Below are 24,715 nucleotides of genomic sequence, written 5' to 3'. Positions count from 1 at the left end.
CTGCATGCCCGTCGAGTCATCCTCTTTCCGCCCTGCCATCGGCTTGAGCAACCCCCACCTGCAGACGCTGTGGGGGCCGTTCATCCGGCGCCAGCCCGGACTGACCCGAACGCGCGAGCGTCTATGGCTGGCCGACGGGGACTTCCTCGACCTGGACTGGCATGGCCCGCATTCGGCGCAGGCCCCCGTGGTCGTGGTGCTGCATGGGTTGACGGGGTCTTCGCAATCGCCCTACGTCATCGGCCTGCAACGCGCCCTGGCGGCCCTCGGCTGGGTCAGCGTGGCCGTCAACTGGCGCGGCTGCTCGGGCGAGCCGAACCGGTTGGCGCGCAGCTACCACTCGGGGATCAGCGAAGACCTGGCGCAGGTCGTCGACCACCTGCGCAGCGCACGCCCCCTGGCCCCGTTGTACGCCGTGGGGTATTCGCTGGGCGGTAACGTGCTGCTCAAGTACCTGGGTGAACAAGGCTCGGACAGTGGCTTGCGCGCCGCGGTGGCGGTGTCGGTGCCCTTTCGCCTCGATCAATGTGCCGACCGTATCGCGCTGGGGTTTTCCAGGGTGTATCAGGCGCACTTCATGCGCGAACTGTCAGCGCACCTGTCGGCCAAGCACGACTACCTGCGCCAACAGGGCCAGATGGACGGGCTGGCGGCACTGGAGCGCCTGGGACCACTCGGACGTATGCGCACGTTCTGGGATTTCGACGGCAAGGTCACCGCACCGCTCAATGGATTCGACAGCGCCCAAGACTATTATCGGCGGGCCTCCAGCCGTTATTACCTGGGCCAGATCGAGACCCCGACCCTGATCATCCAGGCGCACGATGACCCCTTCATCTTCGCCCACAGCTTGCCGACGGCGGAGGAACTGGCGCCCGGCACGTCCTTCGAGCTGCATGAGCGTGGCGGACACGTGGGGTTCGTCGAGGGTAGCGTACGGCGCCCCACTTACTACCTGGAACGGCGCATTCCACAGTGGTTGCTCGAGCAGGCCTGATCAGGCGCCGCCTGCCTCGCTGGCAAGCCCGCTCCCACAGAGGCCTGTCAGCAGGCTGATGCCAGGCAGCGGCTTGGAATGAGGGCCGGTGGGAGCTGGCTTGCCAGCGATAGCGCCCGGTCAGGCGCCGCCTGCCTCGCGAGCAAACCTGCTCTCTAGAGGGCCAGTCAGTCTCCTGTGGCGATGGCGCGTGTCGGCTCGTTGATCCACTCGCTCCACGAGCCGGCATACAGGCGGCCCAGCGGATAGCCTGCCAAAGCCAGTGCGAACAGGTTGTGGCAGGCGGTGACGCCCGAACCACAATAGGCGACCACAGACTCCGGCGGGCGCCCTGCCAGGTAGGTCTCGAAGCGCTGGCGCAGGCGGTCGGCGGGCAGGAATCGCCCCTCCGGCCCCAGGTTGTCGGTGAACGCGGCGCACTGCGCGCCGGGGATATGCCCGGCCACCGGGTCGATGGGTTCGACCTCGCCCCGGAACCGCGGCAGGGCACGGGCATCGAGCAAGGTCTGCTCCGGACGCTGCAGGTGCTTGCTCAAGCGCTCGGCATCGATGAGCAGGCTGGGGTCAGGTTCTCCTGTGAACGTTCCCACCCGTTTGCCGGGCGGGTCCAGGCTCAGCGGCAGGTGCGCCGCATGCCAGGCTTTCAAGCCACCATCCAGCAGGCTGACGCCCTCCCGTTTGCCCAGCCAGGCCAGCAGCCACCAGGCCCGCGCGGCATAAGCGCCAGGGCCGTCGTCGTACAGCACGATCTCGCTGTCATCGTCCACGCCCCATGCGCGCAGGCGCTCGACCAGGCGCTGCGGGTCCGGGAGTGGGTGTCGACCCGTTCGGCCCTTGCTCACCGGGCCGCTCAGGTCCCGCTCGAGATCAGCATAATGGGCGCCAGCGATATGCCCTTGCGCATAGCTGCGCGGGCCATGGTCGCGGTCTTCCAGTGCAAAGCGGCAATCGAGTATCACTAGCCCGGGCGTTTCCAGGCGTTCGGCCAGGCGCTCGGCGGTGATCAGGTGCGCAAGGGGCATGTCAGTCTCCTGAAGGGCGAAAGTGCCCGGGCCGCAGGCATCCATCGTACCCAGCGCGGCGGGGCCTGCATCCCTGGGGCGGCAGGCCGTACGGTGACACGCCCTGCGGCGCACTGCCAAGCCTCGAAGGTGATTTCATCGCTCCCTCTAGACGTTGGTCGTAACGTCCGCTCGACACGCGGCTCTACGGAGGGCATTCAACGGCCTGACGTACCGACAGCGAGCCACGCGACTTGGCCGGGCGCGGTCGCTGCGCTACCATCCGAGTCCCCCACGCACTCCAGCCAGGATGACGCGATGAACCGAGTGTTGTACCCGGGTACTTTCGACCCTATCACCCGAGGCCATGGCGACTTGGTCGAACGCGCCTCGCGGCTCTTCGATCACGTGATCATCGCAGTGGCGGCCAGCCCCAAGAAGAACCCACTGTTCCCTCTCGAGCAGCGGGTCGAGCTGGCGCGGGAAGTCACCCGGCACCTGCCCAACGTCGAGGTCATCGGCTTTTCGACGCTGCTGGCCAGCTTCGCCAAGGAGCAAGGGGCCAACGTGCTGCTGCGCGGCTTGCGCGCGGTGTCGGACTTCGAATACGAGTTCCAGCTGGCCAACATGAACCGGCAACTGGCCCCGGACGTCGAAAGCCTGTTCCTCACGCCTTCCGAGCGCTACTCGTTCATCTCTTCGACCCTGGTGCGCGAGATCGCCGCGCTGGGCGGAGACATCAGCAAGTTCGTGCATCCGGCCGTCGCCCAGGCGCTGACCGAGCGCTTCAGGAAGTGACGCCACCTGCCTGAACGTCGCGCCCGCGTGCACTGCGGGCGCGAATACGGCACAATTGCGCGCATCGGTATCTACATGCCCGGGCCCGAGTGCCCCGGCCGGAGTCTCCATGTCCCTGATCATCACCGACGATTGCATCAATTGCGACGTCTGCGAACCTGAGTGCCCGAACGCCGCCATCTCGCAAGGCGAAGAGATCTACGTGATCGACCCGAACCTGTGCACCCAGTGCGTCGGCCACTACGACGAACCCCAATGCCAGCAGGTCTGCCCGGTCGACTGCATCCCGTTGGACGAGGCTCATCCCGAGAGTCAGGACGAGCTGATGGCCAAGTACCGCCGGATCACCGGCAAGGCCTGACGCGGCCTGCCGGGCATACCGCCTTCAAGACACCCCGTGCTCAGCGCTGGCAGCGCGGGCAGTAGACGCTCGCCCGCTGCCCCAGGCGTACCTCACGCAGCGGCGTCGCGCAGACCTTGCACGGCAAGCCGCCACGCCCGTACACGAACAGCTCCTGCTGGAAATACCCCGGCTGCCCATCGCCGCCAATGAAGTCGCGCAGCGTCGTACCGCCCCGCTCGATGGCAGCTGCCAGCACGCGCTTGATCTCCACGGCCAGTTTGAGATAGCGCGCCCGTGAGATGCCGCCCGCTGCACGGCGTGGGTCGATACCCGCAGCGAACAGCGCTTCGGTCGCATAGATGTTGCCTACGCCGACCACGATGGCGTTGTCCATGATGAACGGCTTGACCGCCATGGCCCGGCCTCGGGACAGCTGGTACAGGCGCTCGCCGTCGAACAGGTCGGTCAATGGCTCCGGGCCCAGGCGCGCGAGCAGTTCATGATTGTGCGGATCCAGGCTCCAGAGCATGGCGCCGAAGCGCCGTGGGTCGGTATAGCGCAGGGCCATCCCCGACTCCAGCTCGATGTCCACGTGCTCATGGCGCGCGGGCGCCAGGCCCAGCTCCACCAGCCGCAGGTTGCCGGACATGCCCAGGTGACTGATCAGCGTCCCGGCCTCGGCGTTGATCAGCAGGTACTTGGCGCGCCGCTCCACGCTCAGGATGCGCTGGCCGGACAAGCGAACGTCCAGATCCTCGGGGATCGGCCAGCGCAGTCGGCGGTCACGCACGACCACCCGCTGCACGCGTTGACCTTCGAGGAAGGGTGCGATCCCGCGTCGTGTGGTTTCGACTTCTGGCAATTCCGGCATGGGTCAACGTCCGCTCAGTTCACGAAGGGTCTGTTTGAGGCTCTCGAAGTCGTACTCCGACAGGCCGATGTAGTCCAGCACCAGCGGCGCGATGGCGTTCCACTCGTGGTCGACGACCTGGTTGCCCAGCACCTGGTGGGAAGCGCAGATGTGCTCGGCCATCTTCAGCACGGCCAGCAGGTTCTTGAGCTGGGTATTGTGCGATGACTCATCGCGAAACACCGCCAGCGCGTTGTGGTGGTTGGCGATGGTCGCGGTCAGGTGCTCGGGCAGGCGCCAGGACTTGGCAGTGAAATAGCCGACCACCGAATGGTTGGTGTTGAAGGCCCGGTTTTCGGTGTCCACCACGCGGTAGTCGGCAGTGGCACTGGCGTAGGCCTCTTCCAGCACCGTCATGTACGTGGGAAAGCGCTTGAGCATCAGCGGTACGCCGCAATCGTGGAACAGCCCGACGGTGTAGGCTTCGTCGACGGCCTGCAACCCGGTGCGCTTGGCCAGGGTCAGGCAGGTCATGGCCACGTCCTGGGCGTTGTCCCAGAACCGATTGAGGGTGACGATGGTTTCGTCGCTCATCTCGCCCTTGATCGACTGGGCGTTGATCAGGTTGATGATCGACCGGCTGCCCAGCAGGTTCACCGCACGCTGGATCGAGCCGATCTTGTTGGACAGGTCGAAATGCGCCGAATTGACCAGCTTGAGCAGCGCGCCGGACAGCCCCGGGTCCTGGGAGATCAACTTGGCGATCGCCCCCAGGTCTGGATCGGGCATGTATTGCTCGAATTGAAGGTCGACCAGAATCTGCGGCTGCGGCGGGATGCTGATGCCCTGCAAGGCCTGTTGGATCTGCTCGGCGGTGAGTTCCTGATGGGACATGAACGGCTACTCGGTAATGACACGCGATTCTAACCTCTGACGCCAGGCGCGCACTAACCGCTCACTTGAGTTTCAGGAACTTTCAGACCTCGGCGCGGGCCTGTCTTTGAGGTCCCATTGAAAACCGAGGAGCAATTCATGACGACTTCATTGAGCGGTAAGCGCGTGGCCTTCCTGGTCACCGATGGTTTCGAACAAGTCGAGCTTACCGGTCCACGCGACGCCTTGCTGCAAGCAGGCGCCACCGTCGACATTCTGAGCGAGAAAGCCGGCCAGGTGAAAGGCTGGAACCACGACAAACCTGCAGATGACTTCGCCGTCGATGCCACCTTCGACGCTGCGCAGGCCAACGTCTACGACGCCGTCGTCCTGCCGGGCGGCGTGCAGAATTCCGATACCATTCGTCTGAGCGAGGGCGCACAGGCGATCGTGAAAAAGCATGCCACCGACAAGAAACCACTGGCCGTCATCTGCCATGGTGGCTGGCTGCTGATTTCCAGCGGCCTGGTCGCCGGCCGTCGCATGACCAGCTTCAAGACCCTGCAGGATGATCTGCGCAACGCCGGCGCCCAGTGGGTCGACGAAGAGGTGGTGGTCGATGGCAACCTGATCAGCAGCCGTCAGCCGGACGACATTCCGGCCTTCAACAAGGCGATCGTCGACGCCCTGTCCTGATCGACGCCTGTCGTCGGCCGCGCCTGGGCGGCGGCCGACGCGCTATACTCCCGCTCTTTTTTTCGGAGCGACGTCATGTCCCTGCCCAGCCTTCGTCTCAAAGCCAACGCCGATCGCCGCTTGCGCGCTGGCCACCTGTGGGTCTACAGCAACGAAATCGACGTCGCCGCCACCCCGCTGCAAGGGTTGCAGGCCGGCCAGCAGGCCATCCTCGAGACCGCCAGCGGCAAGCCGCTCGGCATCGTGGCCCTGAGCCCCAACAACCTGATCTGCGCACGCCTGGTGTCGCGCGACATCAAGCTGCCGCTGGACAAGTCCCTGCTGGTGCACCGGCTCAACGTCGCGTTGTCGCTGCGCGAGCGCCTGTTCGACAAGCCTTGCTATCGCCTGGTGTACGGCGACTCCGACCTGCTGCCGGGCCTGGTCGTCGACCGTTTCTTCGACGTGCTGGTGGTGCAGCTGGCTTCGGCCACCATGGAACAGCACAAGGACGACGTGATCGCGGCCCTGGTGCAAGTGCTCAAGCCCAGCGGCATCCTGTTCAAGAACGACTCGGCCGCACGTGACGCCGAAGGGCTGCAACGCTACGTGGAAACGGTCTACGGCGAGGTGCCGGACTGGGTCGCGCTGGAAGAGAACGGCGTGCGCTTCGAGGCGCCGGTGCGTGAAGGCCAGAAGACCGGCTGGTTCTATGACCACCGCATGAACCGCGCGCGCCTGGCCCCTTACGTCAAGGGCAAGCGTGTGCTGGACCTGTTCAGCTACATCGGGGGCTGGGGCGTGCAGGCCGGTGCATTCGGGGCCAGTGAAGTGTTCTGTGTGGACGCCTCGGGCTTCGCGCTGGACGGTGTCGAGCGCAACGCCGCGCTCAATGGCATCGCCGACAGACTCACGTGTATCGAGGGTGACGTGTTCGAGGCGCTCAAGGAACTAAAAGCCGCTGAGGAGCGCTTTGACGTGATCGTCGCCGACCCGCCCGCGTTCATCAAACGCAAGAAGGACCTGAAGAACGGCGAAGGCGCCTACCGTCGCCTGAATGAGCAGGCCATGCGCCTGTTGACCAAGGACGGCATCCTGGTCAGCGCCTCGTGCTCCATGCACCTGCCCGAGGACGATCTGAACGGCATCCTGCTGACCAGCGCACGTCACCTGGACCGCAACCTGCAACTGCTCGAGCGCGGCGGCCAGGGGCCGGACCACCCGGTGCACCCGGCGATTCCGGAAACACGGTACATCAAGAGCATCACGTGCCGGTTGCTGCCCAATAGCTGACAGGCATTGCCAGTCAGGGCGTTGCGCTCCCGTCACGGGCCTGGCCGGCTCATCGCCCGGACCGGGCGCCCGCGCCTGCAAGCCTTGGCGGTTTCAACGTCTTGGCCGCCTTGCCTCGGCAGACGACCTTTGTCTGCTCGCTGATCAGCGCAAACGGCCACCGAAAGGGGTGGCCGTCACGTCAATGCTGCTCAGATGTCCAACACCTGCGACGCAATGCCAAAATACACCAGCACGCCCGCTGCATCGGCAATCGATGTCACCAGCGGCCCGCTGGCGGTCGCAGGATCGAGCTTGAGGCGGCTGAGCAGAAACGGCAGGCTCATGCCGATCAGGCTGCCGACCAGCACGATCACCAACATGCTGCTGGCAACGATCAACGCGATGTCCAGGCCGCCTCGCAACATGCCCAGCCCGGCGACTGCTACCGCCATGGTGCCGCCCAGCGCCAAGGCAACGCCGGACTCACGCATGAGCAAGTGGCACCAGTCGCGCAGCACCACCTCGCCTGTGGCCAGCCCGCGCACCATCAAGGTCGCGGACTGAGCGCCCGCGTTGCCGCCGCTGTCGACCAGCAGTGGCAGGAAGAACACCAGCGCGATGTGCGCTGCGATGGTGTCTTCGAATGCCGCGATCCCGGCCCCGGAAAACAGGTTGCCGAAGACCAGCAGCACCAGCCACAGCACCCGCTTGCGGTACAGCAGGCCGAGGGTGGCATCCTTCAGGTTGCCGATGTGGTTGGTGATCAGGACGCCTTTGTGGAAGTCCTCGGTGGCTTCGTCGACCACCACGTCCATCGCCTCGTCACAGGTGATGATCCCGACCAGCCGACCTGCCTCGTCGATGACGGGCACCGCCAGCAGGTCGTGCTGGCGAACCAGCCGCGCCACCTCCTCCTGAGGGGTGGAAACGCTCACGCAGAGCACGTCGCGCGTCATGATCTGTTCCACTAGCGCGTTCGGCGCAGCGAGGATCAGCTCACGCAAGGACACCGTGCCGAGCAGGTTGCGGGCGCTGTCCAGGACATAGGACTGGTAGATGGTCTCGGCATCGGCGGCCTCGCGCCGCAGCATGTCGATGGCCTGGCTGGCTTGTAGCCCATGATCGAGGCTCGAGTACTGGCTCGTCATGAGCACGCCGGCTGTGCCTTCGCGGTAATGGCCGAGCTGCAGGAGCTGGTCGCGACGGGCCTGGGCGGCCTGACGCAGATCGTCCGGGGAAAGGGTGGAGCGAGTATCATGGTGCATGAGAGTCTCCAGGCGCCGTCCAGGCACCTGCGGACCTCACCCTGTCGGGCTCAAGCCGGCGGTAGCCCTGGCGACGGCGCGCTCAGTGCCAGATGACGGATTCCTGAGGAATCGAAACTGGGAAGGTCCATTGAGGGTTTTCTCGTCTAGCCGCACATGCGGCGCGGCAATCTTAGGGAAAAGGGTGGTTCGCGTCAGCCCCGAACCCGTCACTTCGCGTATTTTCAGAAACGTCCTACACAGGAGGCGAGCCCCGAGCGCGTCACCGTGCGTGCGTCCCGCCCGCCAACTCACCGTTCCCTCCCCGCGTCAGGGGTGTAGAATCGGGGTATTCATCGCCAGACATCCCCGGCGGGTTTATGAGCTCTGGTCGAGCTCACGGCGATCCCGTGCAGTCCGCGACCCCATCCGTGCCAACGGCTACCGGCCCTGGCCAGCGAGGACAAGAGAAGCTCACTCCCCTTTCTGTGACCCTGATTCAGCCGCCAGGAGTGCTTCATGCCTGATTACCGTTCCAAGACTTCCACCCACGGCCGCAACATGGCCGGCGCCCGTGCCCTGTGGCGCGCGACCGGCATGAAGGATGACGACTTCAAGAAGCCGATCATCGCCATCGCCAACTCGTTCACCCAGTTCGTCCCAGGGCACGTGCACCTGAAGGACCTGGGCCAACTGGTGGCGCGCGAGATCGAGCGCGCCGGTGGCGTGGCGAAAGAATTCAACACCATCGCGGTCGACGACGGCATCGCCATGGGCCACGACGGCATGCTGTATTCGCTGCCGAGTCGCGAGATCATCGCCGATGCGGTCGAGTACATGGTCAACGCGCATTGCGCCGATGCCATCGTCTGCATCTCCAACTGCGACAAGATCACCCCCGGCATGCTGATGGCTGCCCTGCGCCTGAACATTCCGGTGATCTTCGTCTCCGGAGGGCCGATGGAAGCCGGCAAGACCAAGCTGGCCAGCCATGGCCTGGACCTGGTCGATGCCATGGTCATCGCCGCCGACAGCTCGGCCTCCGACGAGAAGGTCGCCGAGTACGAGCGCAGCGCCTGCCCGACCTGTGGGTCGTGCTCGGGCATGTTCACCGCCAACTCGATGAACTGCCTGACCGAAGCCCTGGGCCTGGCCCTGCCCGGCAACGGCTCGACCCTGGCCACCCACTCGGACCGCGAACAGCTGTTCCTCAAGGCCGGCCGCACCATCGTCGAGCTGTGCCAGCGCTACTACGGCGAGAACGACGCCTCGGTCCTGCCGCGCAGCATCGCCAACTTCAAGGCGTTCGAGAACGCCATGATGCTCGACATCGCCATGGGTGGTTCGACCAACACCATCCTGCACCTGCTGGCCGCGGCTCAGGAAGGCGAGGTCGAGTTCGACCTGCGCGACATCGATCGCCTGTCGCGCACCGTGCCGCAGCTGTGCAAGGTGGCGCCGAACATCCAGAAGTACCACATGGAGGACGTGCACCGCGCCGGCGGCATCTTCAGCATCCTCGGTTCCCTGGCCCGCGGCGGCCTGCTGCATACCGACCTGCCGACCGTGCACAGCCCCAGCATGGCAGCCGCCATCGCCCAGTGGGACATCACCCAGACCGATGACGAGGCGGTGCACACCTTCTTCAAGGCAGGCCCGGCCGGCATCCCGACCCAGACCGCTTTCAGCCAGTCGACCCGTTGGGACACGCTGGACGACGACCGTGAGCACGGGTGCATCCGCAGCGTCGAGCACGCTTACTCGCAGGAAGGTGGCCTGGCCGTACTGTACGGCAACATCGCCCTGGATGGCTGCGTGGTGAAGACGGCGGGCGTGGACGAGTCGATCCACGTGTTCGAGGGCACCGCCAAGATCTTCGAGAGCCAGGACAGCGCCGTGCGCGGCATTCTGGCCGACGAGGTGAAGGCCGGTGACATCGTCATCATCCGTTACGAAGGCCCGAAAGGTGGCCCGGGCATGCAGGAGATGCTCTACCCGACGTCCTACCTGAAGTCCAAAGGCCTGGGCAAGGCCTGCGCCCTGCTGACCGACGGCCGCTTCTCGGGCGGCACCTCGGGCCTGTCCATTGGCCATGCCTCGCCGGAAGCGGCAGCAGGCGGCGCCATCGGTCTGGTGCAGGATGGCGACAAGGTACTGATCGACATCCCCAATCGCTCGATCAATCTGCTGGTCAGCGACGAGGAGCTGTCGCACCGCCGCATCGAGCAGGACAAGAAGGGCTGGAAGCCTGTCGAAGTCCGGCCACGCAAGGTCACCACGGCCTTGAAGGCCTATGCCCTGCTGGCGACCAGCGCCGACAAGGGTGCGGTACGGAACAAGGCGATGCTCGACGGGCTGTAAGGTACTGACGGCATGAGAAACCGGCGCCTTGGGCGCCGGTTTTTTTTGCCCGGTAGCAGCCACTGCTCTCTACCAAACGGGGACTTGAGATTCGAGCGGTGATGCACTTTATTCCATAAACGACTATGCACATTCCATTTGGGTATAAATCCGTTCGATTTCAGCCTGTTAGCATTTCCGGTTCGCACTCGCTCACAGAGGCGATGCCCCCTCTGCCTTTTATTGCTGGAGCTTCAATGAACCTGCCGTTGTCACTTAACCTGCTGGCGTTCCTGGCCCTGTTGCTGGGCCTGGCACAAACCCGCCGCACTGACTGGAGCCTGGCCAAGAAGGTGCTGCTGGGCCTGGTGCTGGGCGTGGTCTTCGGCGTGGTCCTGCACACGATCTATGGCGCCGGCCACCCCGTGCTGCAAGCCACCATCGGCTGGCTCGACCTGGTCGGCAACGGCTATGTCGGCCTGCTGCAGATGATGATCATGCCGCTGATCTTCGCCTCGATCCTCAGCGCCGTGGCGCGTCTGCACAACGCCTCTTCGCTGGGCCGCATCAGTGTGCTGAGCATCGGTACGCTGCTGCTGACCACCGCCATCGCGGCGCTGATCGGCATTGTCCTGACCAACCTGTTCGGCCTGACCGCCGAAGGGCTGGTGGCCGGTGCGCAGGAGTCGGCGCGTCTGCAGACTATCCATGGCGAATACGCCGGCAAGGTCGCCAACCTCGACATTCCCAAGCTGCTGCTATCGTTCATCCCGAGCAACCCGGTGGCCGACCTGGCACGGGCCAAACCGACCTCGATCATCAGCGTGGTGATCTTCGCCGTGTTCGTCGGGCTGGCGGCGCTGCAATTGATCAAGGATGACGCCGACAAGGGCGGGCGGGCCCTGTCCGCCATCGACACCTTGCAGGCCTGGGTGATCCGCCTGGTTCGCCTGGTCATGAAACTCACGCCCTATGGCGTGCTGGCCCTGATGGCCAAGGTGGTGGCCAGCTCCAACCTGGACGACATCCTCAAGCTGGGCAGCTTCGTGGCGGTGTCGTACCTGGGGCTGGGTCTGATGTTCCTGGTCCATGCACTGATCCTGGCCGGGACCGGCGTCAGCCCGGTGCGTTTCTTCCGCAAGGTATGGCCGGTGCTGACCTTCGCCTTCACCAGCCGCTCCAGCGCGGCCAGCATTCCGCTGAACATCGAGGCGCAGACCTTGCGCCTTGGCGTGCCGCAGTCGATTGCCAGTTTCTCGGCGTCCTTTGGCGCCACGGTCGGCCAGAATGGCTGCGCCGGCCTGTATCCGGCCATGCTGGCGGTGATGGTCGCGCCCGTGGTCGGCATCGACCCGCTGGACCCATGGTGGATCGCGACGCTGGTGGCCATCGTCACCCTGAGTTCGGTCGGTGTGGCCGGTGTCGGCGGCGGTGCGACCTTCGCCGCGCTGATCGTGCTGCCGGCCATGGGCTTGCCGGTCGAGCTGGTCGCCCTGCTGATCTCGGTCGAGCCATTGATCGACATGGGGCGCACGGCGCTCAACGTGAACGGTTCGATGGCAGCGGGTGTGGTCACCAGCCAGCTGTTGGGCCAGACCGATCGGCAGGTGCTGCTGGCGCAAGAACGGGCCGAGCTGACCCAGGCAGGGTGAGATGAAGGCCGCTGGCGCGCCCGTACAGGTGCGCCAGCAAAAGGGTCAGCGCCTGTCCCAGACTTCGAAGCGGTAGGCAGGGCGGCCCTCTTCTGCCTGAGGCTGGTCGGACGACAACTGCCACTGCGTCTCGTCGAACGCCGGGAACCAGGCATCGCCCTCCGGCTGCAAGGCCACGCGCGTCAGGTACAGACGATCGACCACGCCTTGCTCCAGCGCCTGCGCATACAACTGCGCGCCTCCGATCAGCATCAGTTCCTGAACACCCTGTTCCCTTGCCCACGCCTCTGCCCGGGCGATGGCCTCCTCCAACGACGCAAACACCTCGGCGCCCTCGAGCTGCAGGCCTGGCTGCCGGCTGACGACCAGGTTCAACCGGCCTGGCAGCGGTCGGCCCAGCGAATCCCAGGTCTTGCGCCCCATGATGATCGGCTTGCCGAGCGTGACGGCCTTGAAATACTTGAAATCGCCCGGCAAGTGCCAAGGCATGCGGTTGTCGATGCCGATCACACGGTTCTCGGCGAGCGCCGCGATCAGGCTGAGGGGAAATGAGGTTTTCATGGGTCCGAGGATAGCAAAGCCGGTGGGCGAGTGCCTGAGTTATGCTGTGGGCTGGACTGTCCGACGGAAGCCGCTGTGACTGAACTGACCGAACTCGACACACATTGGCTGACCGAAGCGGTGCGCCTGCGTGAAGCACAGGCCGGCCCGCTGGAGGATCAGGAGGCCAACCGGCACGCCCGCCAGCAGGGCGGTGACCTGGCTACGCGCGTCCAGCGCCGCGCCTTGTGGCTGGCCGATCGTGATGGCCTGATCGACGCCCTGCGCCACTGGAAACGAGGGGCGCGTCTCGCCCTGCTGGGGCTGATGCTGCTGGCACTGTTCAGTGGCGCAGGCCTGGCATTCGCCGCGCTGGGCGATGGGCAGCGGCCGGTCAATGTCTTCTGGGCCTTGGGCAGCTTGCTGGGGGTCAACCTGCTGCTGTTGCTGGGCTGGGCCGTCGGCTTCTCCCTGTCGGGCGAGCACGGCGAAGGGCTGGGGCGCCTGTGGTTGTGGCTCAGTGCCCGGCTGGCCCGTGACGCCAAGGCCACCCAGCTGGCGCCTGCGCTGCTGGTCCTGCTGCAGCGACAGCGCCTGGACCGCTGGCTGCTCGGCCTGCTGGTGCACGGGCTCTGGTTGCTGACGTTGAGCACGGCCCTGGTCATGGCACTGGTGCTGCTGGCGACCCGCCGCTATGGCTTCGTGTGGGAAACCACTATCCTGGGCAGCGATACCTTCGTCGGCCTGATCCAGGCCCTGGGCACCCTGCCCGCCTGGCTGGGCTTCAACGTTCCAGACGTGACCATGATCCGCAGCAGCGGCGCCGATCAGCCATCGTTCGACCTGGCGCGCCAGGCCTGGGCCGGCTGGCTGCTAGGTGTGCTGGTGGTGTACGGCATCCTGCCGCGCCTGCTGCTGGCCGTATGCTGCCTGTGGCGCTGGCGCCGGGGTCGCGACCGTCTGACGCTCGACCTCGATCAGCCTGCCTATGGCCAATTGCGCGTCCACCTGATGCCCAGCAGCGAACGGCTCGGGGTACAGGATGCCGCGCCGGAACGACTGCACCAGGTGCAGGCTGCACCGGCGGCATCCTCGGAGGGTGGCGCCGTGCTGGTTGGCCTGGAGCTGGATGACCGGCGCCCCTGGCCACCCAGCCTGCCAGCGCGTATCACCGATGCCGGGGTGCTCGACAGCCGTGCTTCACGCCAGCGCTTGCTCGAGCAATTGAGCCATTACCCGCCCGCGCGCCTGCTGGTGGCCTGCGACCCGTTGCGCTCCCCTGACCGCGGTAGCCTGGCCCTGCTGGCGGAGCTGGCGCGTACGGCTGGCGACACACGGATCTGGCTGCTGCCCGCTGCACCTGATCTGCCTGTGGATCCGGCACGCCTGGGCGACTGGCATCAGGCCGTGGAGCCCCTGGGGCTGTCCTCGGATTCGACCTCCCCTCTGACCTGGCTGGAGTATGGGCATGACTGAGCCGCTGAAGCTGGCCGTGGTCGGCCACACCAACGTGGGCAAGACCTCGCTGCTGCGCACGCTGACCCGTGACGTCGGCTTCGGCGAGGTGTCGCACCGCCCGAGCACCACCCGTCATGTCGAGGGTGCACGGCTGTCGGTCGACGGCGAGGCGCTGATGGAACTCTACGACACCCCCGGCCTGGAGGATGCGATCGCGCTGCTCGACTACCTGGAGCGGCTGGACCGCCCTGGCGAACGGCTGGACGGGCCTTCGCGCGTCGAGCGTTTTCTCGACGGCAGCGAGGCCCGTCAGCGTTTCGAACAGGAAGCCAAGGTGCTGCGCCAGCTGCTCGCCAGTGACGCCGGTCTCTATGTGATCGATGCGCGCGAACCGGTTTTGGCCAAGTACCGCGATGAGCTCGAGGTGCTGGCCAATTGCGGCAAGCCCCTGCTGCCGGTGTTGAATTTCGTGGCCAGCCCGACCCACCGAGAACCCCAGTGGCGCGAGGCCCTGGCGCGCCTCGGTCTGCATGCGCTGGTGCGCTTCGACAGTGTCGCGCCGCCCGAGGACGGCGAGCGTCGCCTTTACGAAAGCCTGGCCTTGCTGCTCGAGTCGGCACGTCCGGCCTTGCAGCGCCTGATCGACGATCACCAGGCGCAACGAATCGCTCGCCAGCAGGCGGGCAAGCGGCTGATCGCCGAGCTGTTGCTCGATTGCGCGGCCTGTCGGCGCAGCGTGGTGGCCGAGCCGGCAGCCGAAGCGACGGCCATCGAGGCCTTGCGCCAGGCGGTGCGCCAGCGTGAGCAGCACTGCGTCGAGGCGCTGCTGCGTCTGTATGCCTTCCGCCGCGAGGATGCCACCGCCCACGATCTGCCGCTGCTGGATGGTCGCTGGGGCGACGACCTGTTCAACCCGGAGACGCTGCGTGTGCTGGGTGTGCGAGTGGGTGGCGGCGTCGCGGCAGGGGCGGCGGCAGGGGCGGGCGTCGACCTGCTGCTGGGCGGGCTGACCCTGGGCGCGGCGGCATTGGCCGGTGCCGTGGCGGGCGGCGCCTTGCAGACGGCGCGTAACTACGGCGCGCGCCTGATAGGCAAGTTCAAGGGCGAACGTGAGTTGACGGTGCACGACGATGTGCTGCGCCTGCTGGCCCTGCGCCAACAACAGTTGATGGTCGCCTTGGATCGCCGAGGTCATGCCGCCCAGGGCAGCGTGCAACTGGGGACCCTGGACGAGCAGGCATGGCGCAAGGGCAAGCTGCCCGAGCCGCTGCTCAAGGCCCGCGCGCACCCGCGCTGGTCGACGCTCAACCCGCAGGGCAACTCGCGGTTGGAAGAGCGACAAGAACAAGTGGAGCGACTGGCGCAGGGGCTGTAGCGCCTGCCCCTGCCCGCGCGTCGAACCGTCTCAGTGCCGCAATAGCCGCAGGCCGTTGAACACCACCAGCAGGCTGACGCCCATGTCGGCGAACACCGCCATCCACAGCGTCGACAGGCCTGCGAAGGTGATCGCCAGGAACACGGCCTTGATGCCCAGGGCCAGGGCCAGGTTCTGGGTCAGGATGCGCGCCGTCTGCCGGGACAGTGCGATGAAGGCCGGGATCTTGCGCAGATCATCGTCCATCAGCGCGACATCCGCCGTTTCGATCGCCGTGTCGGTACCGGCCGCCGCCATGGCGAACCCGATGTCGGCCCGCGCCAGTGCCGGCGCGTCGTTGATCCCGTCACCGACCATGCCGACCCGCTGCCCTTGCCCGGCATGACGCTCGATCAGGCGCAGCTTGTCCTCTGGCAGCAGGTTGCCTTCGGCTTCATCGATACCGACCTGTTCGGCGATCGCCTGGGCAGTGTGCGGGTTGTCCCCCGTCAGCATGAGGGTACGCACACCCAAGGCATGCAGTTGCGCGATGGCTTCGCGGCTGCTGCTCTTCACCGAGTCGGCCACCGCGAACAGCGCCAGCGGGCCTGAGCGGTCGAGCAGCAGGACCACGGTCTTGCCCTGGCGCTCCAGCCGATCGAGCTCGGTTTCCAGTGCGGGCGAGCACAGCCCCAGCTCCTCGACCAGGCGGTGATTGCCCAGGTGGTACGTCTGCCCCCCGATCTCGCCGCGCACGCCGCGGCCTGCCAGGGCCGTGAAGGCCTCGACCGTGTCGCTGGCCAGCCCTTGTGCCCGACCTTGTTCGGCGATGGCGCGTGATACCGGATGGTCGGAACGCGCCGCCAGGCTGGTCGCCAGTCCCTGGGCTCGAGCCTCGAAGGCCGGCTGCAAGACCTGGAAATCGGTCTGCACCGGGCGACCGTGCGTCAGGGTGCCGGTCTTGTCGAGTGCCAGTACGCCGAGCTTGCGCCCTTCCTCCAGGTAGACGCCGCCCTTGACCAGGATCCCCTTGCGGGCGGCGGCGGCCAGGCCGCTGACGATGGTCACCGGCGTAGAGATCACCAGTGCGCAGGGGCAGGCGACCACCAGCAGCACCAGCGCACGGTAGATCCAGTCGAACCACAAGCCGCCCAACAACAGCGGTGGCACCAGCGCTACCAGCAACGCCACGCCGAAAACGATGGGCGTGTAGAGCCGCGAGAAGCGGTCGACGAAACGCTGGGTGGGTGCCTTGGCCCCCTGCGCCTGCTCCACGGCCTTGATGATGCGCGCCAGCGTCGATTCGCCAGCGGCGGCGGTCACGCGGTACTCCAGGGCCCCGGACTGGTTGATGGTGCCGGCGAAGACCTTGTCGCCCACGCCCTTCTCCACCGGCAGGCTCTCGCCGGTGATCGGCGCCTGGTCGACGGTCGATTGCCCGCTAACCACCTCGCCATCCAGGCCAATGCGCTCCCCGGGCTTCACGCGCACGGCTGCACCCAGCGCCACCTCGCGCACGGGCACTTCACGCCACTCGCCCTCGGCCTGACGCACCGTGGCCATGTCCGGGGTCAGCTGCATCAGCCCACCGATGGCGCGCCGTGCCCGGTCCAGCGAGCGGGCTTCGATCAGCTCGGCCAGCGTGAACAACACCATCACCATGGCGGCTTCGGGCCACTGGCCGATCAGCACGGCGCCCGTCACGGCAATGCTCATCAACGCATTGATGTTCAGGTTCAGGTGGCGCAGCGCGATCCAGCCCTTGCGGTAGGTGCCCAGGCCACAGCCCAGGATGGCGCCGAGCGCCAGCAACGCCACGACCCACTCCGGCGCCAGGGCGGTGAAGTGCAGGATTTCGGCCGCCAGCGCAGCCGAGGCGGACAGTGCCAGCGGCCACCAGCGCGTGCGGGTGGGCGTGCCGAGTGGCGCGCTGTCGGCATCGTCGGCCAGCGGTTCGGCGTGCATGCCCAGGCTGGCGATGGCCTGCTGGATCTTGGTGATGTCGGCCAGGGTGTGGCGCACGCCCAGCACGCGGTTGAGCAGGTTGAACTCCAGTTGCTCGATGCCTGGCATGCGGCTCAGCTGGTCCTGGATCAGCCCTTGTTCGGTAGGGCAGTCCATGGCCTCGATGCGAAAGCGGCTCAGGCGCGCGTCGGCGCTGGCACGGTCCGTCAGCGTCACGTGTGCTGGAGCGGCCTGGGTGCCGCAGCAGGTATGTTTGGCGTGCTCATGGCCGTGATCGTGATCGTGATCGTGCGAAGCATGCGCGTGTTTATGGTCGTGGCTGACAGGCTGGCCCATGGACAGGTCCCCAAAGAAACGTATTGCCAGAGTGAACACCCTGTAGCCACTATAGGGTCAAGCATCTTCGACGAGGTGAGCGATGAAGATTGGAGAGCTGGCGGCGGCCACCGATTGCGCGGTCGAGACCATTCGCTACTACGAGCGCGAGCGCCTGCTACCTGCGCCAGCGCGTAGCGAGGGCAATTACCGGGTGTATACCCAGGCCCATGTCGAGCGGCTGACGTTCATCCGCAATTGCCGCACCCTGGACATGACCCTCGACGAGATCCGCAGCCTGCTGCGCCTGCGTGACAGCCCTGAAGACCAGTGCGCCAGCGTCAATGCGCTGATCGACGAGCACATCGAACACGTGCAGGCGCGTATCGACGGGCTGATGGCCTTGCAGATGCAGCTGACCGATTTGCGCCAGCGCTGCCAGGCCCGGGAAGCGCAGTGTTCGATCCTCCAGCGCCTGGAGGTGACGGGTGCGGTGACGGCGGTGGACGTCGAGCATTCGCATGTCGGGCGCAGTCACGAGCGTTAGGCGTCGTGGGCAGACGATGGGTTTGTAGCGGATGACCTGGCGCTATCGCGGGCAAGCCCGCTCCCACACCCCTACCCACATTGCACGATACAAGCTGCTGCAGCTTAGTCCCTTGTGCGGGCTTGCCCGCGATGCAGGCGGTGAGGGACTGGCCTCTGATCACCAGGTCAACACCCCACGGAACAGCACTCTCAGACCGCCATGGGCGCCGTCATCGGTGCATGGTGCTCATACCCTTCCAGCCGGAAGTCGCTCGGCTCGATCCGCTCCAGCCACTCCGGTGCATAGACGCCCGTGTCCGCGAACGCCGGCACCCGCTCGTCGATCACCAGCCGCGGCGCGGCGAGCGGTTCACGCGTGAGCTGCTCGCCCAGCATGTCCAGATGGTTTTCATAAACGTGCGCGTCGCCGATGAAATAGGTGAACCAGCGCGGCGTGTAGCCCGTCAGTCGGCCGAACAGCGACAGCAGTGCAGCGCCTTCGGTGAGGTTGAACGGGGTGCCGAGGCCCAGGTCGTTGGAGCGGATGTACAAGGTCAGGGAGATTTCCCGGGTCTCGATGTTGGGGTGGAACTGGTACAGCAGGTGGCATGGCGGCAGGGCCATCTCGTCGAGCTGGGCGCAGTTCCAGCCATGGAACAGGATACGCCGGCTGCCCGGGTCGTTGACGATGGTGTCCAGGCACTGGCGCACCTGGTCGATGGCCTTGTACAGCACCACGAAGGCCTGACCATCCTCCTGGTCCTGGGCGATCTGCCTATACCCCTGCTGCTCGGCCAGGGCGATCGCCGCCGGGTTGCTGAGGGGGATGCGCTTGTAACCCGGCCACTGGCGCCATTGCACGCCATAGATCTCGCCCAGGTCATCGTGCCCCTGGCGGAACGGGTTGGCCAGCCACTGGGCATTCTCGTTGGCGTTCTGGTCCCAGACCTTGCAGCCCAGGTCACGGAACTGCCCGGCGTCGCGCACGCCGCGCAAGAAGCCGACCATCTCGCCGATCGCCGACTTGAAGGCCAGCTTGCGCGTGGTGATCGCCGGGAAGCCCTTCTGCAGGTCGAAGCGCAGCATGGCGCCGGGCAAGCTGATGGTGCGCACGCCGGTGCGGTTCTGCTGCAGCGTGCCGTTCTCGATGACGTCGCGCACCAGGTCTAGATACTGTTTCATGGCCTACCTGTAACGAAAACGGCAGGAGGATCGCCCCTGCCGTGGGAATCAAAGGGCGGGTTTCGCCGTCGGTGTACGATTATAAGCCCACCAGATGAGTGCCAGGCCACCGAGAATCATCGGCAGACACAGCAACTGACCCATGGTCAGCCAGCCGAAGGCGATGTAGCCCAGCTGGGCATCCGGCACGCGGACGAACTCGACGATGAAGCGGAAGATGCCGTAGAACAGCGCGAACATGCCCGACACGGCCATGGTCGGACGCGGCTTGCGCGAGAACGCCCAGAGGATGATGAACAGCGCCACGCCTTCGAGGGCGAACTGGTACAGCTGCGAGGGATGACGCGGCAGCTGGGCCGGGTCGCTGAAAGGCGGGAAGACCATGGCCCAGGGCACGTCGGTCGGCTTGCCCCACAGCTCGGCGTTGATGAAGTTGCCGATGCGCCCGGCGCCCAGGCCGATCGGCACCAGCGGCGCGACGAAATCCATCAGCTCGAAGAATGACTTGTTGTTGCGCTTGCCGAACCACAAGGCGGCCAGCATCACGCCGATGAAGCCGCCATGGAACGACATGCCGCCCTTCCACACTTCGAAGATCAGCGTCGGCTGCGCCAGGTAGGCGGACAGGTCATAGAACAGCACGTATCCCAGGCGCCCACCGACGATCACGCCCATGGACAGCCAGAACACCAGGTCGGAGAGTTTTTCCCGACTCCAGGTCGGATCGAAGCGGTGCAACCGTCGCGAGGCCAGCAGCCAGGCGCCGCCGATGCCGATCAGGTACATCAAGCCGTACCAGTGGATTTTCAGCGGCCCGATGGCGACGGCCACGGGGTCGATCTGCGGGTAAGGCAGCATGGTGGTTCCTCTTGGTTCAGAACAGGAAGCTGAGGCCGACGCTGAACAGCAGCGCGGCGAACAGGCGCTTGAGCAAGCGCGGTGAAAGTCGATGCGCCAGGCGGGCGCCGAAGCGGGCGAAGATCATGCTGGTCACGGCGATGCCGATCATCGCCGGCAGGTAGACGTAGCCCACGCTGTGCGCAGGCAGACGCTCATCATGCCAGCCCAGCAGCATGAAACTGGCGGCACTGGCGAGGGCGATCGGCAGCCCGCAGGCCGAGGAAGTCGCCACGGCCTGCTGCATGGACAGGCTGCGCCAGGTCAGGAATGGCACGGTGAGCGAGCCGCCGCCGATCCCGAAAATCGCCGAGGCCCAGCCGACCACGCCTCCGGCCGCCACCAGGCCGACGTTGCCAGGGACCTCGCGGCGCGCCTTGGGTTTGAGGTCGAGGGCCATCTGCACGGCGACCAGGACGGCGAAGACGCCGATGATCTTTTGCAGCGACGGCCCCTGAATCAGCGACGCGGTCTTGGCGCCGAGCAGGGCACCGGCGAGGATGCCCAGCGTCATCCAGGCGAAGATCGGCCAGCGCACCGCACCGTTGCGGTGATGCTCGCGGATGGCATTGATCGAGGTGAAGACGATGCTGGCCAGCGACGTGCCGACGGCCAGGTGGGTCAGGATCGACGGATCGAAGCCTTGCAGCGTGAAGCTGAACACCAGCACGGGCACGATGACGATACCACCACCCACGCCGAACAGCCCGGCCAGCACGCCCGCGCAAGTGCCCAACAGCAGGTAGAGTGCGAACTCCATGCAGCGTCCTCCAGAAAACCAGCACGCATGGTAACGGAAGCCGGGCGCGAGGCCCTAGTGAACTCTGTGATGGCGCTGAAGGGCGCGGCAGGCGCTGGTACAGTAGGCCGACACCCTGGAGGTTCACCCATGTGCCTGATCGTCTTCGCCTGGCGTCCCGGTCACGCGCTGCCGCTGATCGTGGCGGCCAACCGCGACGAGTTCCACCAACGCCCGACCCGGGCGCTCGGCCCATGGCCAGACGCGCCGGGCGTGTATGCCGGACGCGACCTGGAAGCCGGCGGCACCTGGCTGGGCGTAGGGCCCGGGGGACGCTTTGCCGCGCTGACCAACATCCGCCAGCCCAGGCAGCCGAGCGGCAAGCGCTCGCGCGGGCACCTGGTCGCCGGCTTCCTCGAAGGCGCGTTGTCGGCGCGCGACTACCTGGCAGAAGTGGCCGGTGAGGTGGACACCTACGCAGGCTTCAACCTGCTGGTCGGCGACGGCCAGGTGCTGGGCTACCTGCATGCCCACGACGCGGTGCCGCGGGTGCTGGCGCCTGGCGTCTATGGGCTGTCCAATGCGGCGCTGGACACGCCCTGGCCCAAGCTGGTCAGGGCGCGGCAGGCCCTGGAACGGACCCTGGACACGCCCGAACCCGAGCGTTTACTGGCGCTGCTGGCGGATGAAACACCCGTGCCCGAGGCGGAACTGCCCGATACCGGCGTAGGGCTGGCCACCGAGCGACTGCTGTCCACGGCCTTCATCGCTAGCCCGCACTACGGCACGCGCGCACGAACGGTGGTGATCGTCGACGCGCAAGGGCGAAGGCAGTTGATCGAGCGAAGCCATGGCCCGCTGGGGGTGGCGCAGGGCGAGGTCCGGCTGACGGTCTGAGCGAGGGCTCAGAGCGTCTTGTCCGCGCCAGGACCAATCATCCGTGCCAGGCCCAGGTTCTTCAGCGCCAATTGCAGCGAGCTGTGAATGACGTGCGGGTTGTCGTGGGACATCGCTTCACCGAGCATCTCGCGTGCCTTGCTCATGTCGATCTGGCGCAGCATCCACTTCACCTTGGGCAGGTTGGTGGCGTTCATCGACAGACTGTCGAAGCCCATCGCCATCAACAGCACGGCTGCCGCCGGATCACCGGCCATCTCGCCGCAGATGCTCACCGGCTTGCCTTCGGCATGGGCATCGCGCACCACGTTCTGCAAGGCTTGCAGGACGGCCGGGTGCAGGTAGTCGTAAAGGTCGGCGACCCGCGGGTTGTTGCGGTCCACTGCCAGCAGGTACTGGGTCAGGTCGTTGGAGCCGACCGACAGGAAGTCGACCTGGCGCGCCAGCTCACGGGTCTGGTAGACCGCTGCCGGGATCTCGACCATGACGCCGACCGGCGGCATGGGCACGTCGGTACCCTCGTCCCGCACCTCGCCCCAGGCCCGGTGGATCAAATGCAGCGCTTCTTCCAGCTCGTGAATGCCGGAGATCATCGGCAGCAGGATGCGCAGGTTGTTCAACCCCTCGCTGGCTTTGAGCATGGCGCGTGCCTGCACCAGGAATATCTCCGGGTGATCGAGGGTCACGCGGATGCCACGCCAGCCGAGGAACGGGTTGTCTTCCTTGATCGGGAAGTACGACAGCGCCTTGTCGCCGCCGATGTCGAGGCTACGCATGGTCACCGGCAGAGGGTGGAAGGCCGCCAGTTGCTCACGGTAGATGGCCAGCTGCTCTTTCTCGCTGGGAAAGCGCTGGTTGATCATGAACGGCACTTCGGTGCGGTACAGCCCTACCCCTTCGGCGCCCCGCTGCTGGGCGCGGGCGACGTCGGCGAGCAGGCCGGTGTTGACCCACAACGGCATGCGGTGGCCATCCGGGGTGATGCACGGCAATTCACGCAGCGCATCCAGGCCCTGGGCCAGCTGACGCTCCTCCTCGACCACCTCGCCATACTGCTTGCGCAGCACATCGCTGGGGTTGGTGAAGACCTCGCCCTTGTAGCCGTCGACGATCAGCTCGATGCCGTCGACCTTGGAGTACGGCAGGTCGACCAGGCCCATGACGGTGGGGATGCCCATCGCCCGCGCCAGGATGGCCACATGGGAGTTGCCCGACCCCAGCACCGAGACCAGGCCGGCCAGCTTGCCTTCCGGCACTTCGCCGAGCATCGCCGGGGTCAGCTCTTCACTGACCAGGATGGTGTTGTCGGCATAGACCAGGGTCGACTGCCGCGCCTCCTGCAGGTACGCCAGCAGCCGTCGGCCCAGGTCCTTGACGTCCGAGGCGCGCTCGCGCAGGTAGGCGTCGTCCATCAGTTCGAAACGGTTGACGTGCTCGGTGACCACTTGGCGCAGCGCGCCCTGGGCCCATTGCCCGGTGCGGATGACCTGCACCACCTCGCCCCCGAGCGCGGCGTCCTCGAGCATCATCAGGTAGACGTCGAACAGCGCGCGTTCTTCGGGGCGCAACTGCGTGGCCAGCTTGGCGGACAGCGTGCGCATGTCTTCGCGCACGCTTTCCAGGGCAGTGTTGAACAGCCGCAGTTCGGCGTCGATGTCGTCGACGGTCTTGTCGGGCACCACGTCGAGGTCGGCCGGCGGCAGCATGACCACCGCGCGCCCGACTGCCGCGCCGGGCGAACCGGGCACCCCGACGAAACGCGCCTCCTGAATGCCCTTGCCCTGGCGCCCGAGCCCGCGGATCGAACCGGTGGCCTCGGCGTGGGCGATGACCCCGGCGAGCTGGGCGCTCATGGTGACCAGGAAGGCTTCCTCGCCCTCGTCGAACTGGCGGCGCTCCTTCTGCTGGATGACCACGACGCCGACGACCCGGCGGTGATGGATGATCGGCGCGCCGAGGAAGGAGGCGAAGCGCTCCTCGCCGGTCTCGGCGAAATAGCGGTAGCGTGGGTGATCGGCCGCGTTTTCCAGGTTCAGCGGCTCTTCACGCGTCCCGACCAGACCGACCAGGCCTTCGTTGGGCGCCATGCTGACCTTGCCGATGGAGCGCTTGTTCAGACCCTCGCTGGCCATCAGGACGAAGCGGTTGCTCTCCGGGTCGAGCAGGTAGACCGAGCAGACCTGGCTGCCCATGGCCTCCTTCACACGCAAGACAATGATCCCCAACGCCGTCTTGAGATCTTTGGCGGCGTTCACTTCCTGGACGATCTTGCGCAGCGTATTGAGCATGGCTCGGGGTCGAACTCCGTGGTCAGTCGCGCGTCAGAAGACGCGGTGCAAGCTCTTTGAGGGCGCGCCGGTACACCTCGCGCTTGAATGTCACCACCTGGCCCAGCGGGTACCAGTAGCTGACCCAGCGCCAGCCATCGAACTCCGGCTTGCCGGTCAGGTCCATCCTGACGCGCTGCTCGTTGCTCACCAGGCGCAGCAGGAACCACTTCTGCTTCTGGCCGATGCACAAGGGCTGGCTGTGCGTGCGCACCAGGCGCTGAGGCAGACGATAACGCAACCAGCCACGTGTGCAGGCCAGTATTTCCACGTCCTGGCGTTCCAGGCCGACTTCTTCGTTGAGCTCTCGGTACAAGGCTTCTTCCGGCGTCTCTTCAGGGTTGATGCCACCCTGGGGAAACTGCCAGGCATCCTGGTTGATCCGTCGAGCCCATAACACCTGTCCGGCATCATTCGTGAGAATGATCCCGACATTGGGGCGGAAACCATCCGGGTCGATCACGG

22 protein-coding genes are annotated in these 24,715 nt (G+C 66.1%); 11 read left to right on the top strand and 11 right to left on the bottom strand.

From position 1 onward, the window contains the following. The first annotated feature begins 4 nt into the window (after positions 1-4). Positions 5-997, top strand: coding sequence for a hydrolase (locus G7Z99_RS04550; RefSeq protein WP_181092398.1), 993 nt, complete (start codon positions 5-7; stop codon positions 995-997). Between the two features lie 167 nt (positions 998-1,164). Here G7Z99_RS04550 and G7Z99_RS04545 read toward each other — a convergent pair whose 3' ends face one another. Continuing rightward, positions 1,165-2,019: a sulfurtransferase gene (locus G7Z99_RS04545; RefSeq protein ID WP_181092397.1), complete on the bottom strand. Its 855-nt coding sequence runs from the start codon at positions 2,017-2,019 to the stop codon at positions 1,165-1,167. Between the two features lie 297 nt (positions 2,020-2,316). On the opposite strand from G7Z99_RS04545, the gene coaD reads away from it, so the two are divergent. Further along, entirely contained in the window at positions 2,317-2,796 is a 480-nt protein-coding gene (gene coaD / locus G7Z99_RS04540) for a pantetheine-phosphate adenylyltransferase (protein ID WP_181092396.1), read from the top strand. 109 nt (positions 2,797-2,905) lie between these two features. Beyond that, positions 2,906-3,157, top strand: coding sequence for a YfhL family 4Fe-4S dicluster ferredoxin (locus G7Z99_RS04535; protein WP_181092395.1), 252 nt, complete (start codon positions 2,906-2,908; stop codon positions 3,155-3,157). 40 nt (positions 3,158-3,197) lie between these two features. Here the strand turns inward: G7Z99_RS04535 and mutM are convergent, their stop codons facing one another. Together mutM and G7Z99_RS04525 are read right to left on the bottom strand one after the other, a co-directional pair. Then, the gene (gene mutM / locus G7Z99_RS04530; RefSeq protein ID WP_181092394.1) at positions 3,198-4,010 is read right to left on the bottom strand and encodes a bifunctional DNA-formamidopyrimidine glycosylase/DNA-(apurinic or apyrimidinic site) lyase; all 813 of its coding nucleotides are present in this window, start codon (positions 4,008-4,010) and stop codon (positions 3,198-3,200) included. 3 nt (positions 4,011-4,013) lie between these two features. Beyond that, on the bottom strand, positions 4,014-4,826 hold the full coding sequence (locus G7Z99_RS04525) for an HDOD domain-containing protein (protein WP_181092500.1): 813 nt from the start codon (positions 4,824-4,826) through the stop codon (positions 4,014-4,016). A gap of 195 nt (positions 4,827-5,021) precedes the next feature. On the opposite strand from G7Z99_RS04525, the gene G7Z99_RS04520 reads away from it, so the two are divergent. Then, on the top strand, positions 5,022-5,558 hold the full coding sequence (locus G7Z99_RS04520) for a type 1 glutamine amidotransferase domain-containing protein (RefSeq protein ID WP_181092393.1): 537 nt from the start codon (positions 5,022-5,024) through the stop codon (positions 5,556-5,558). A gap of 75 nt (positions 5,559-5,633) precedes the next feature. Then, entirely contained in the window at positions 5,634-6,830 is a 1,197-nt protein-coding gene (locus G7Z99_RS04515; RefSeq protein ID WP_181092392.1) for a class I SAM-dependent rRNA methyltransferase, read from the top strand. A 191-nt stretch (positions 6,831-7,021) separates the two neighbouring features. Here G7Z99_RS04515 and mgtE read toward each other — a convergent pair whose 3' ends face one another. Then, a complete protein-coding gene (gene mgtE / locus G7Z99_RS04510; protein WP_181092391.1) occupies positions 7,022-8,077 on the bottom strand; it encodes a magnesium transporter in 1,056 nt (351 codons plus the stop codon). 498 nt (positions 8,078-8,575) lie between these two features. On the opposite strand from mgtE, the gene ilvD reads away from it, so the two are divergent. After that, positions 8,576-10,417 carry a dihydroxy-acid dehydratase gene (gene ilvD / locus G7Z99_RS04505; RefSeq protein WP_181092390.1) on the top strand — a complete coding sequence of 614 codons (1,842 nt, stop codon included), beginning with the start codon at positions 8,576-8,578 and terminating at the stop codon, positions 10,415-10,417. A 236-nt stretch (positions 10,418-10,653) separates the two neighbouring features. Then, positions 10,654-12,048: an L-cystine transporter gene (locus G7Z99_RS04500; RefSeq protein ID WP_181092389.1), complete on the top strand. Its 1,395-nt coding sequence runs from the start codon at positions 10,654-10,656 to the stop codon at positions 12,046-12,048. Between the two features lie 45 nt (positions 12,049-12,093). Here G7Z99_RS04500 and G7Z99_RS04495 read toward each other — a convergent pair whose 3' ends face one another. Continuing rightward, positions 12,094-12,609: a dihydrofolate reductase gene (locus G7Z99_RS04495; protein ID WP_181092388.1), complete on the bottom strand. Its 516-nt coding sequence runs from the start codon at positions 12,607-12,609 to the stop codon at positions 12,094-12,096. A 75-nt stretch (positions 12,610-12,684) separates the two neighbouring features. On the opposite strand from G7Z99_RS04495, the gene G7Z99_RS04490 reads away from it, so the two are divergent. Together G7Z99_RS04490 and G7Z99_RS04485 are read left to right on the top strand one after the other, a co-directional pair. Continuing rightward, positions 12,685-14,064, top strand: coding sequence for a DUF2868 domain-containing protein (locus G7Z99_RS04490; RefSeq protein ID WP_181092387.1), 1,380 nt, complete (start codon positions 12,685-12,687; stop codon positions 14,062-14,064). Further along, entirely contained in the window at positions 14,057-15,421 is a 1,365-nt protein-coding gene (locus G7Z99_RS04485) for a GTPase/DUF3482 domain-containing protein (RefSeq protein ID WP_181092386.1), read from the top strand. Before G7Z99_RS04490 ends, G7Z99_RS04485 begins: the two co-directional genes overlap by 8 nt. Positions 15,422-15,451: 30 nt before the next feature. Here the strand turns inward: G7Z99_RS04485 and G7Z99_RS04480 are convergent, their stop codons facing one another. After that, positions 15,452-17,701: a heavy metal translocating P-type ATPase gene (locus G7Z99_RS04480; protein WP_181092385.1), complete on the bottom strand. Its 2,250-nt coding sequence runs from the start codon at positions 17,699-17,701 to the stop codon at positions 15,452-15,454. A gap of 82 nt (positions 17,702-17,783) precedes the next feature. Between G7Z99_RS04480 and cadR the strand changes: the two genes are divergently transcribed. Beyond that, positions 17,784-18,227 carry a Cd(II)/Pb(II)-responsive transcriptional regulator gene (gene cadR / locus G7Z99_RS04475; protein WP_181092384.1) on the top strand — a complete coding sequence of 148 codons (444 nt, stop codon included), beginning with the start codon at positions 17,784-17,786 and terminating at the stop codon, positions 18,225-18,227. A 191-nt stretch (positions 18,228-18,418) separates the two neighbouring features. On the opposite strand, the gene G7Z99_RS04470 is transcribed toward cadR, so the two are convergent. Genes G7Z99_RS04470 through G7Z99_RS04460 form a run of 3 tightly spaced genes read right to left on the bottom strand, consistent with a single transcriptional unit; the run spans position 18,419 to position 21,047 of the window. Beyond that, positions 18,419-19,390: a thymidylate synthase gene (locus G7Z99_RS04470; RefSeq protein ID WP_181092383.1), complete on the bottom strand. Its 972-nt coding sequence runs from the start codon at positions 19,388-19,390 to the stop codon at positions 18,419-18,421. A 48-nt stretch (positions 19,391-19,438) separates the two neighbouring features. Further along, positions 19,439-20,248 (bottom strand): prolipoprotein diacylglyceryl transferase, encoded by an 810-nt coding sequence (gene lgt / locus G7Z99_RS04465; RefSeq protein ID WP_181092382.1) that lies wholly within the window; start codon positions 20,246-20,248, stop codon positions 19,439-19,441. Positions 20,249-20,264: 16 nt separating this feature from the next. Continuing rightward, positions 20,265-21,047 (bottom strand): sulfite exporter TauE/SafE family protein, encoded by a 783-nt coding sequence (locus G7Z99_RS04460; protein WP_181092381.1) that lies wholly within the window; start codon positions 21,045-21,047, stop codon positions 20,265-20,267. Positions 21,048-21,176: 129 nt separating this feature from the next. On the opposite strand from G7Z99_RS04460, the gene G7Z99_RS04455 reads away from it, so the two are divergent. Then, on the top strand, positions 21,177-21,923 hold the full coding sequence (locus tag G7Z99_RS04455) for an NRDE family protein (RefSeq protein ID WP_181092380.1): 747 nt from the start codon (positions 21,177-21,179) through the stop codon (positions 21,921-21,923). An 8-nt stretch (positions 21,924-21,931) separates the two neighbouring features. Here G7Z99_RS04455 and ptsP read toward each other — a convergent pair whose 3' ends face one another. Both ptsP and G7Z99_RS04445 read right to left on the bottom strand, forming a co-directional pair. Continuing rightward, positions 21,932-24,211, bottom strand: coding sequence for a phosphoenolpyruvate--protein phosphotransferase (gene ptsP / locus G7Z99_RS04450; protein ID WP_181092379.1), 2,280 nt, complete (start codon positions 24,209-24,211; stop codon positions 21,932-21,934). Between the two features lie 22 nt (positions 24,212-24,233). Beyond that, the gene (locus G7Z99_RS04445; protein ID WP_060395339.1) at positions 24,234-24,713 is read right to left on the bottom strand and encodes an RNA pyrophosphohydrolase; all 480 of its coding nucleotides are present in this window, start codon (positions 24,711-24,713) and stop codon (positions 24,234-24,236) included. Between the last annotated feature and the right edge of the window lie 2 nt (positions 24,714-24,715).

Origin of the sequence: Pseudomonas entomophila, assembly GCF_013523165.1 — a bacterium.
Lineage (GTDB): Bacteria > Pseudomonadota > Gammaproteobacteria > Pseudomonadales > Pseudomonadaceae > Aquipseudomonas > Aquipseudomonas entomophila_A.
This window is presented reverse-complemented; position numbering and strand designations above follow the sequence as displayed.

Coding starts and splice junctions, on each gene's coding strand:
- G7Z99_RS04550 (WP_181092398.1), top strand. CDS start 5: ATGCCCGTCGAGTCATCCTCTTTCCGCCCTGCCATCGGCTTGAGCAAC.
- G7Z99_RS04545 (WP_181092397.1), bottom strand. CDS start 2,019: ATGCCCCTTGCGCACCTGATCACCGCCGAGCGCCTGGCCGAACGCCTG.
- coaD (WP_181092396.1), top strand. CDS start 2,317: ATGAACCGAGTGTTGTACCCGGGTACTTTCGACCCTATCACCCGAGGC.
- G7Z99_RS04535 (WP_181092395.1), top strand. CDS start 2,906: ATGTCCCTGATCATCACCGACGATTGCATCAATTGCGACGTCTGCGAA.
- mutM (WP_181092394.1), bottom strand. CDS start 4,010: ATGCCGGAATTGCCAGAAGTCGAAACCACACGACGCGGGATCGCACCC.
- G7Z99_RS04520 (WP_181092393.1), top strand. CDS start 5,022: ATGACGACTTCATTGAGCGGTAAGCGCGTGGCCTTCCTGGTCACCGAT.
- G7Z99_RS04515 (WP_181092392.1), top strand. CDS start 5,634: ATGTCCCTGCCCAGCCTTCGTCTCAAAGCCAACGCCGATCGCCGCTTG.
- mgtE (WP_181092391.1), bottom strand. CDS start 8,077: ATGCACCATGATACTCGCTCCACCCTTTCCCCGGACGATCTGCGTCAG.
- ilvD (WP_181092390.1), top strand. CDS start 8,576: ATGCCTGATTACCGTTCCAAGACTTCCACCCACGGCCGCAACATGGCC.
- G7Z99_RS04500 (WP_181092389.1), top strand. CDS start 10,654: ATGAACCTGCCGTTGTCACTTAACCTGCTGGCGTTCCTGGCCCTGTTG.
- G7Z99_RS04495 (WP_181092388.1), bottom strand. CDS start 12,609: ATGAAAACCTCATTTCCCCTCAGCCTGATCGCGGCGCTCGCCGAGAAC.
- G7Z99_RS04485 (WP_181092386.1), top strand. CDS start 14,057: ATGACTGAGCCGCTGAAGCTGGCCGTGGTCGGCCACACCAACGTGGGC.
- G7Z99_RS04480 (WP_181092385.1), bottom strand. CDS start 17,701: ATGGGCCAGCCTGTCAGCCACGACCATAAACACGCGCATGCTTCGCAC.
- cadR (WP_181092384.1), top strand. CDS start 17,784: ATGAAGATTGGAGAGCTGGCGGCGGCCACCGATTGCGCGGTCGAGACC.
- G7Z99_RS04470 (WP_181092383.1), bottom strand. CDS start 19,390: ATGAAACAGTATCTAGACCTGGTGCGCGACGTCATCGAGAACGGCACG.
- lgt (WP_181092382.1), bottom strand. CDS start 20,248: ATGCTGCCTTACCCGCAGATCGACCCCGTGGCCGTCGCCATCGGGCCG.
- G7Z99_RS04460 (WP_181092381.1), bottom strand. CDS start 21,047: ATGGAGTTCGCACTCTACCTGCTGTTGGGCACTTGCGCGGGCGTGCTG.
- G7Z99_RS04455 (WP_181092380.1), top strand. CDS start 21,177: ATGTGCCTGATCGTCTTCGCCTGGCGTCCCGGTCACGCGCTGCCGCTG.
- ptsP (WP_181092379.1), bottom strand. CDS start 24,211: ATGCTCAATACGCTGCGCAAGATCGTCCAGGAAGTGAACGCCGCCAAA.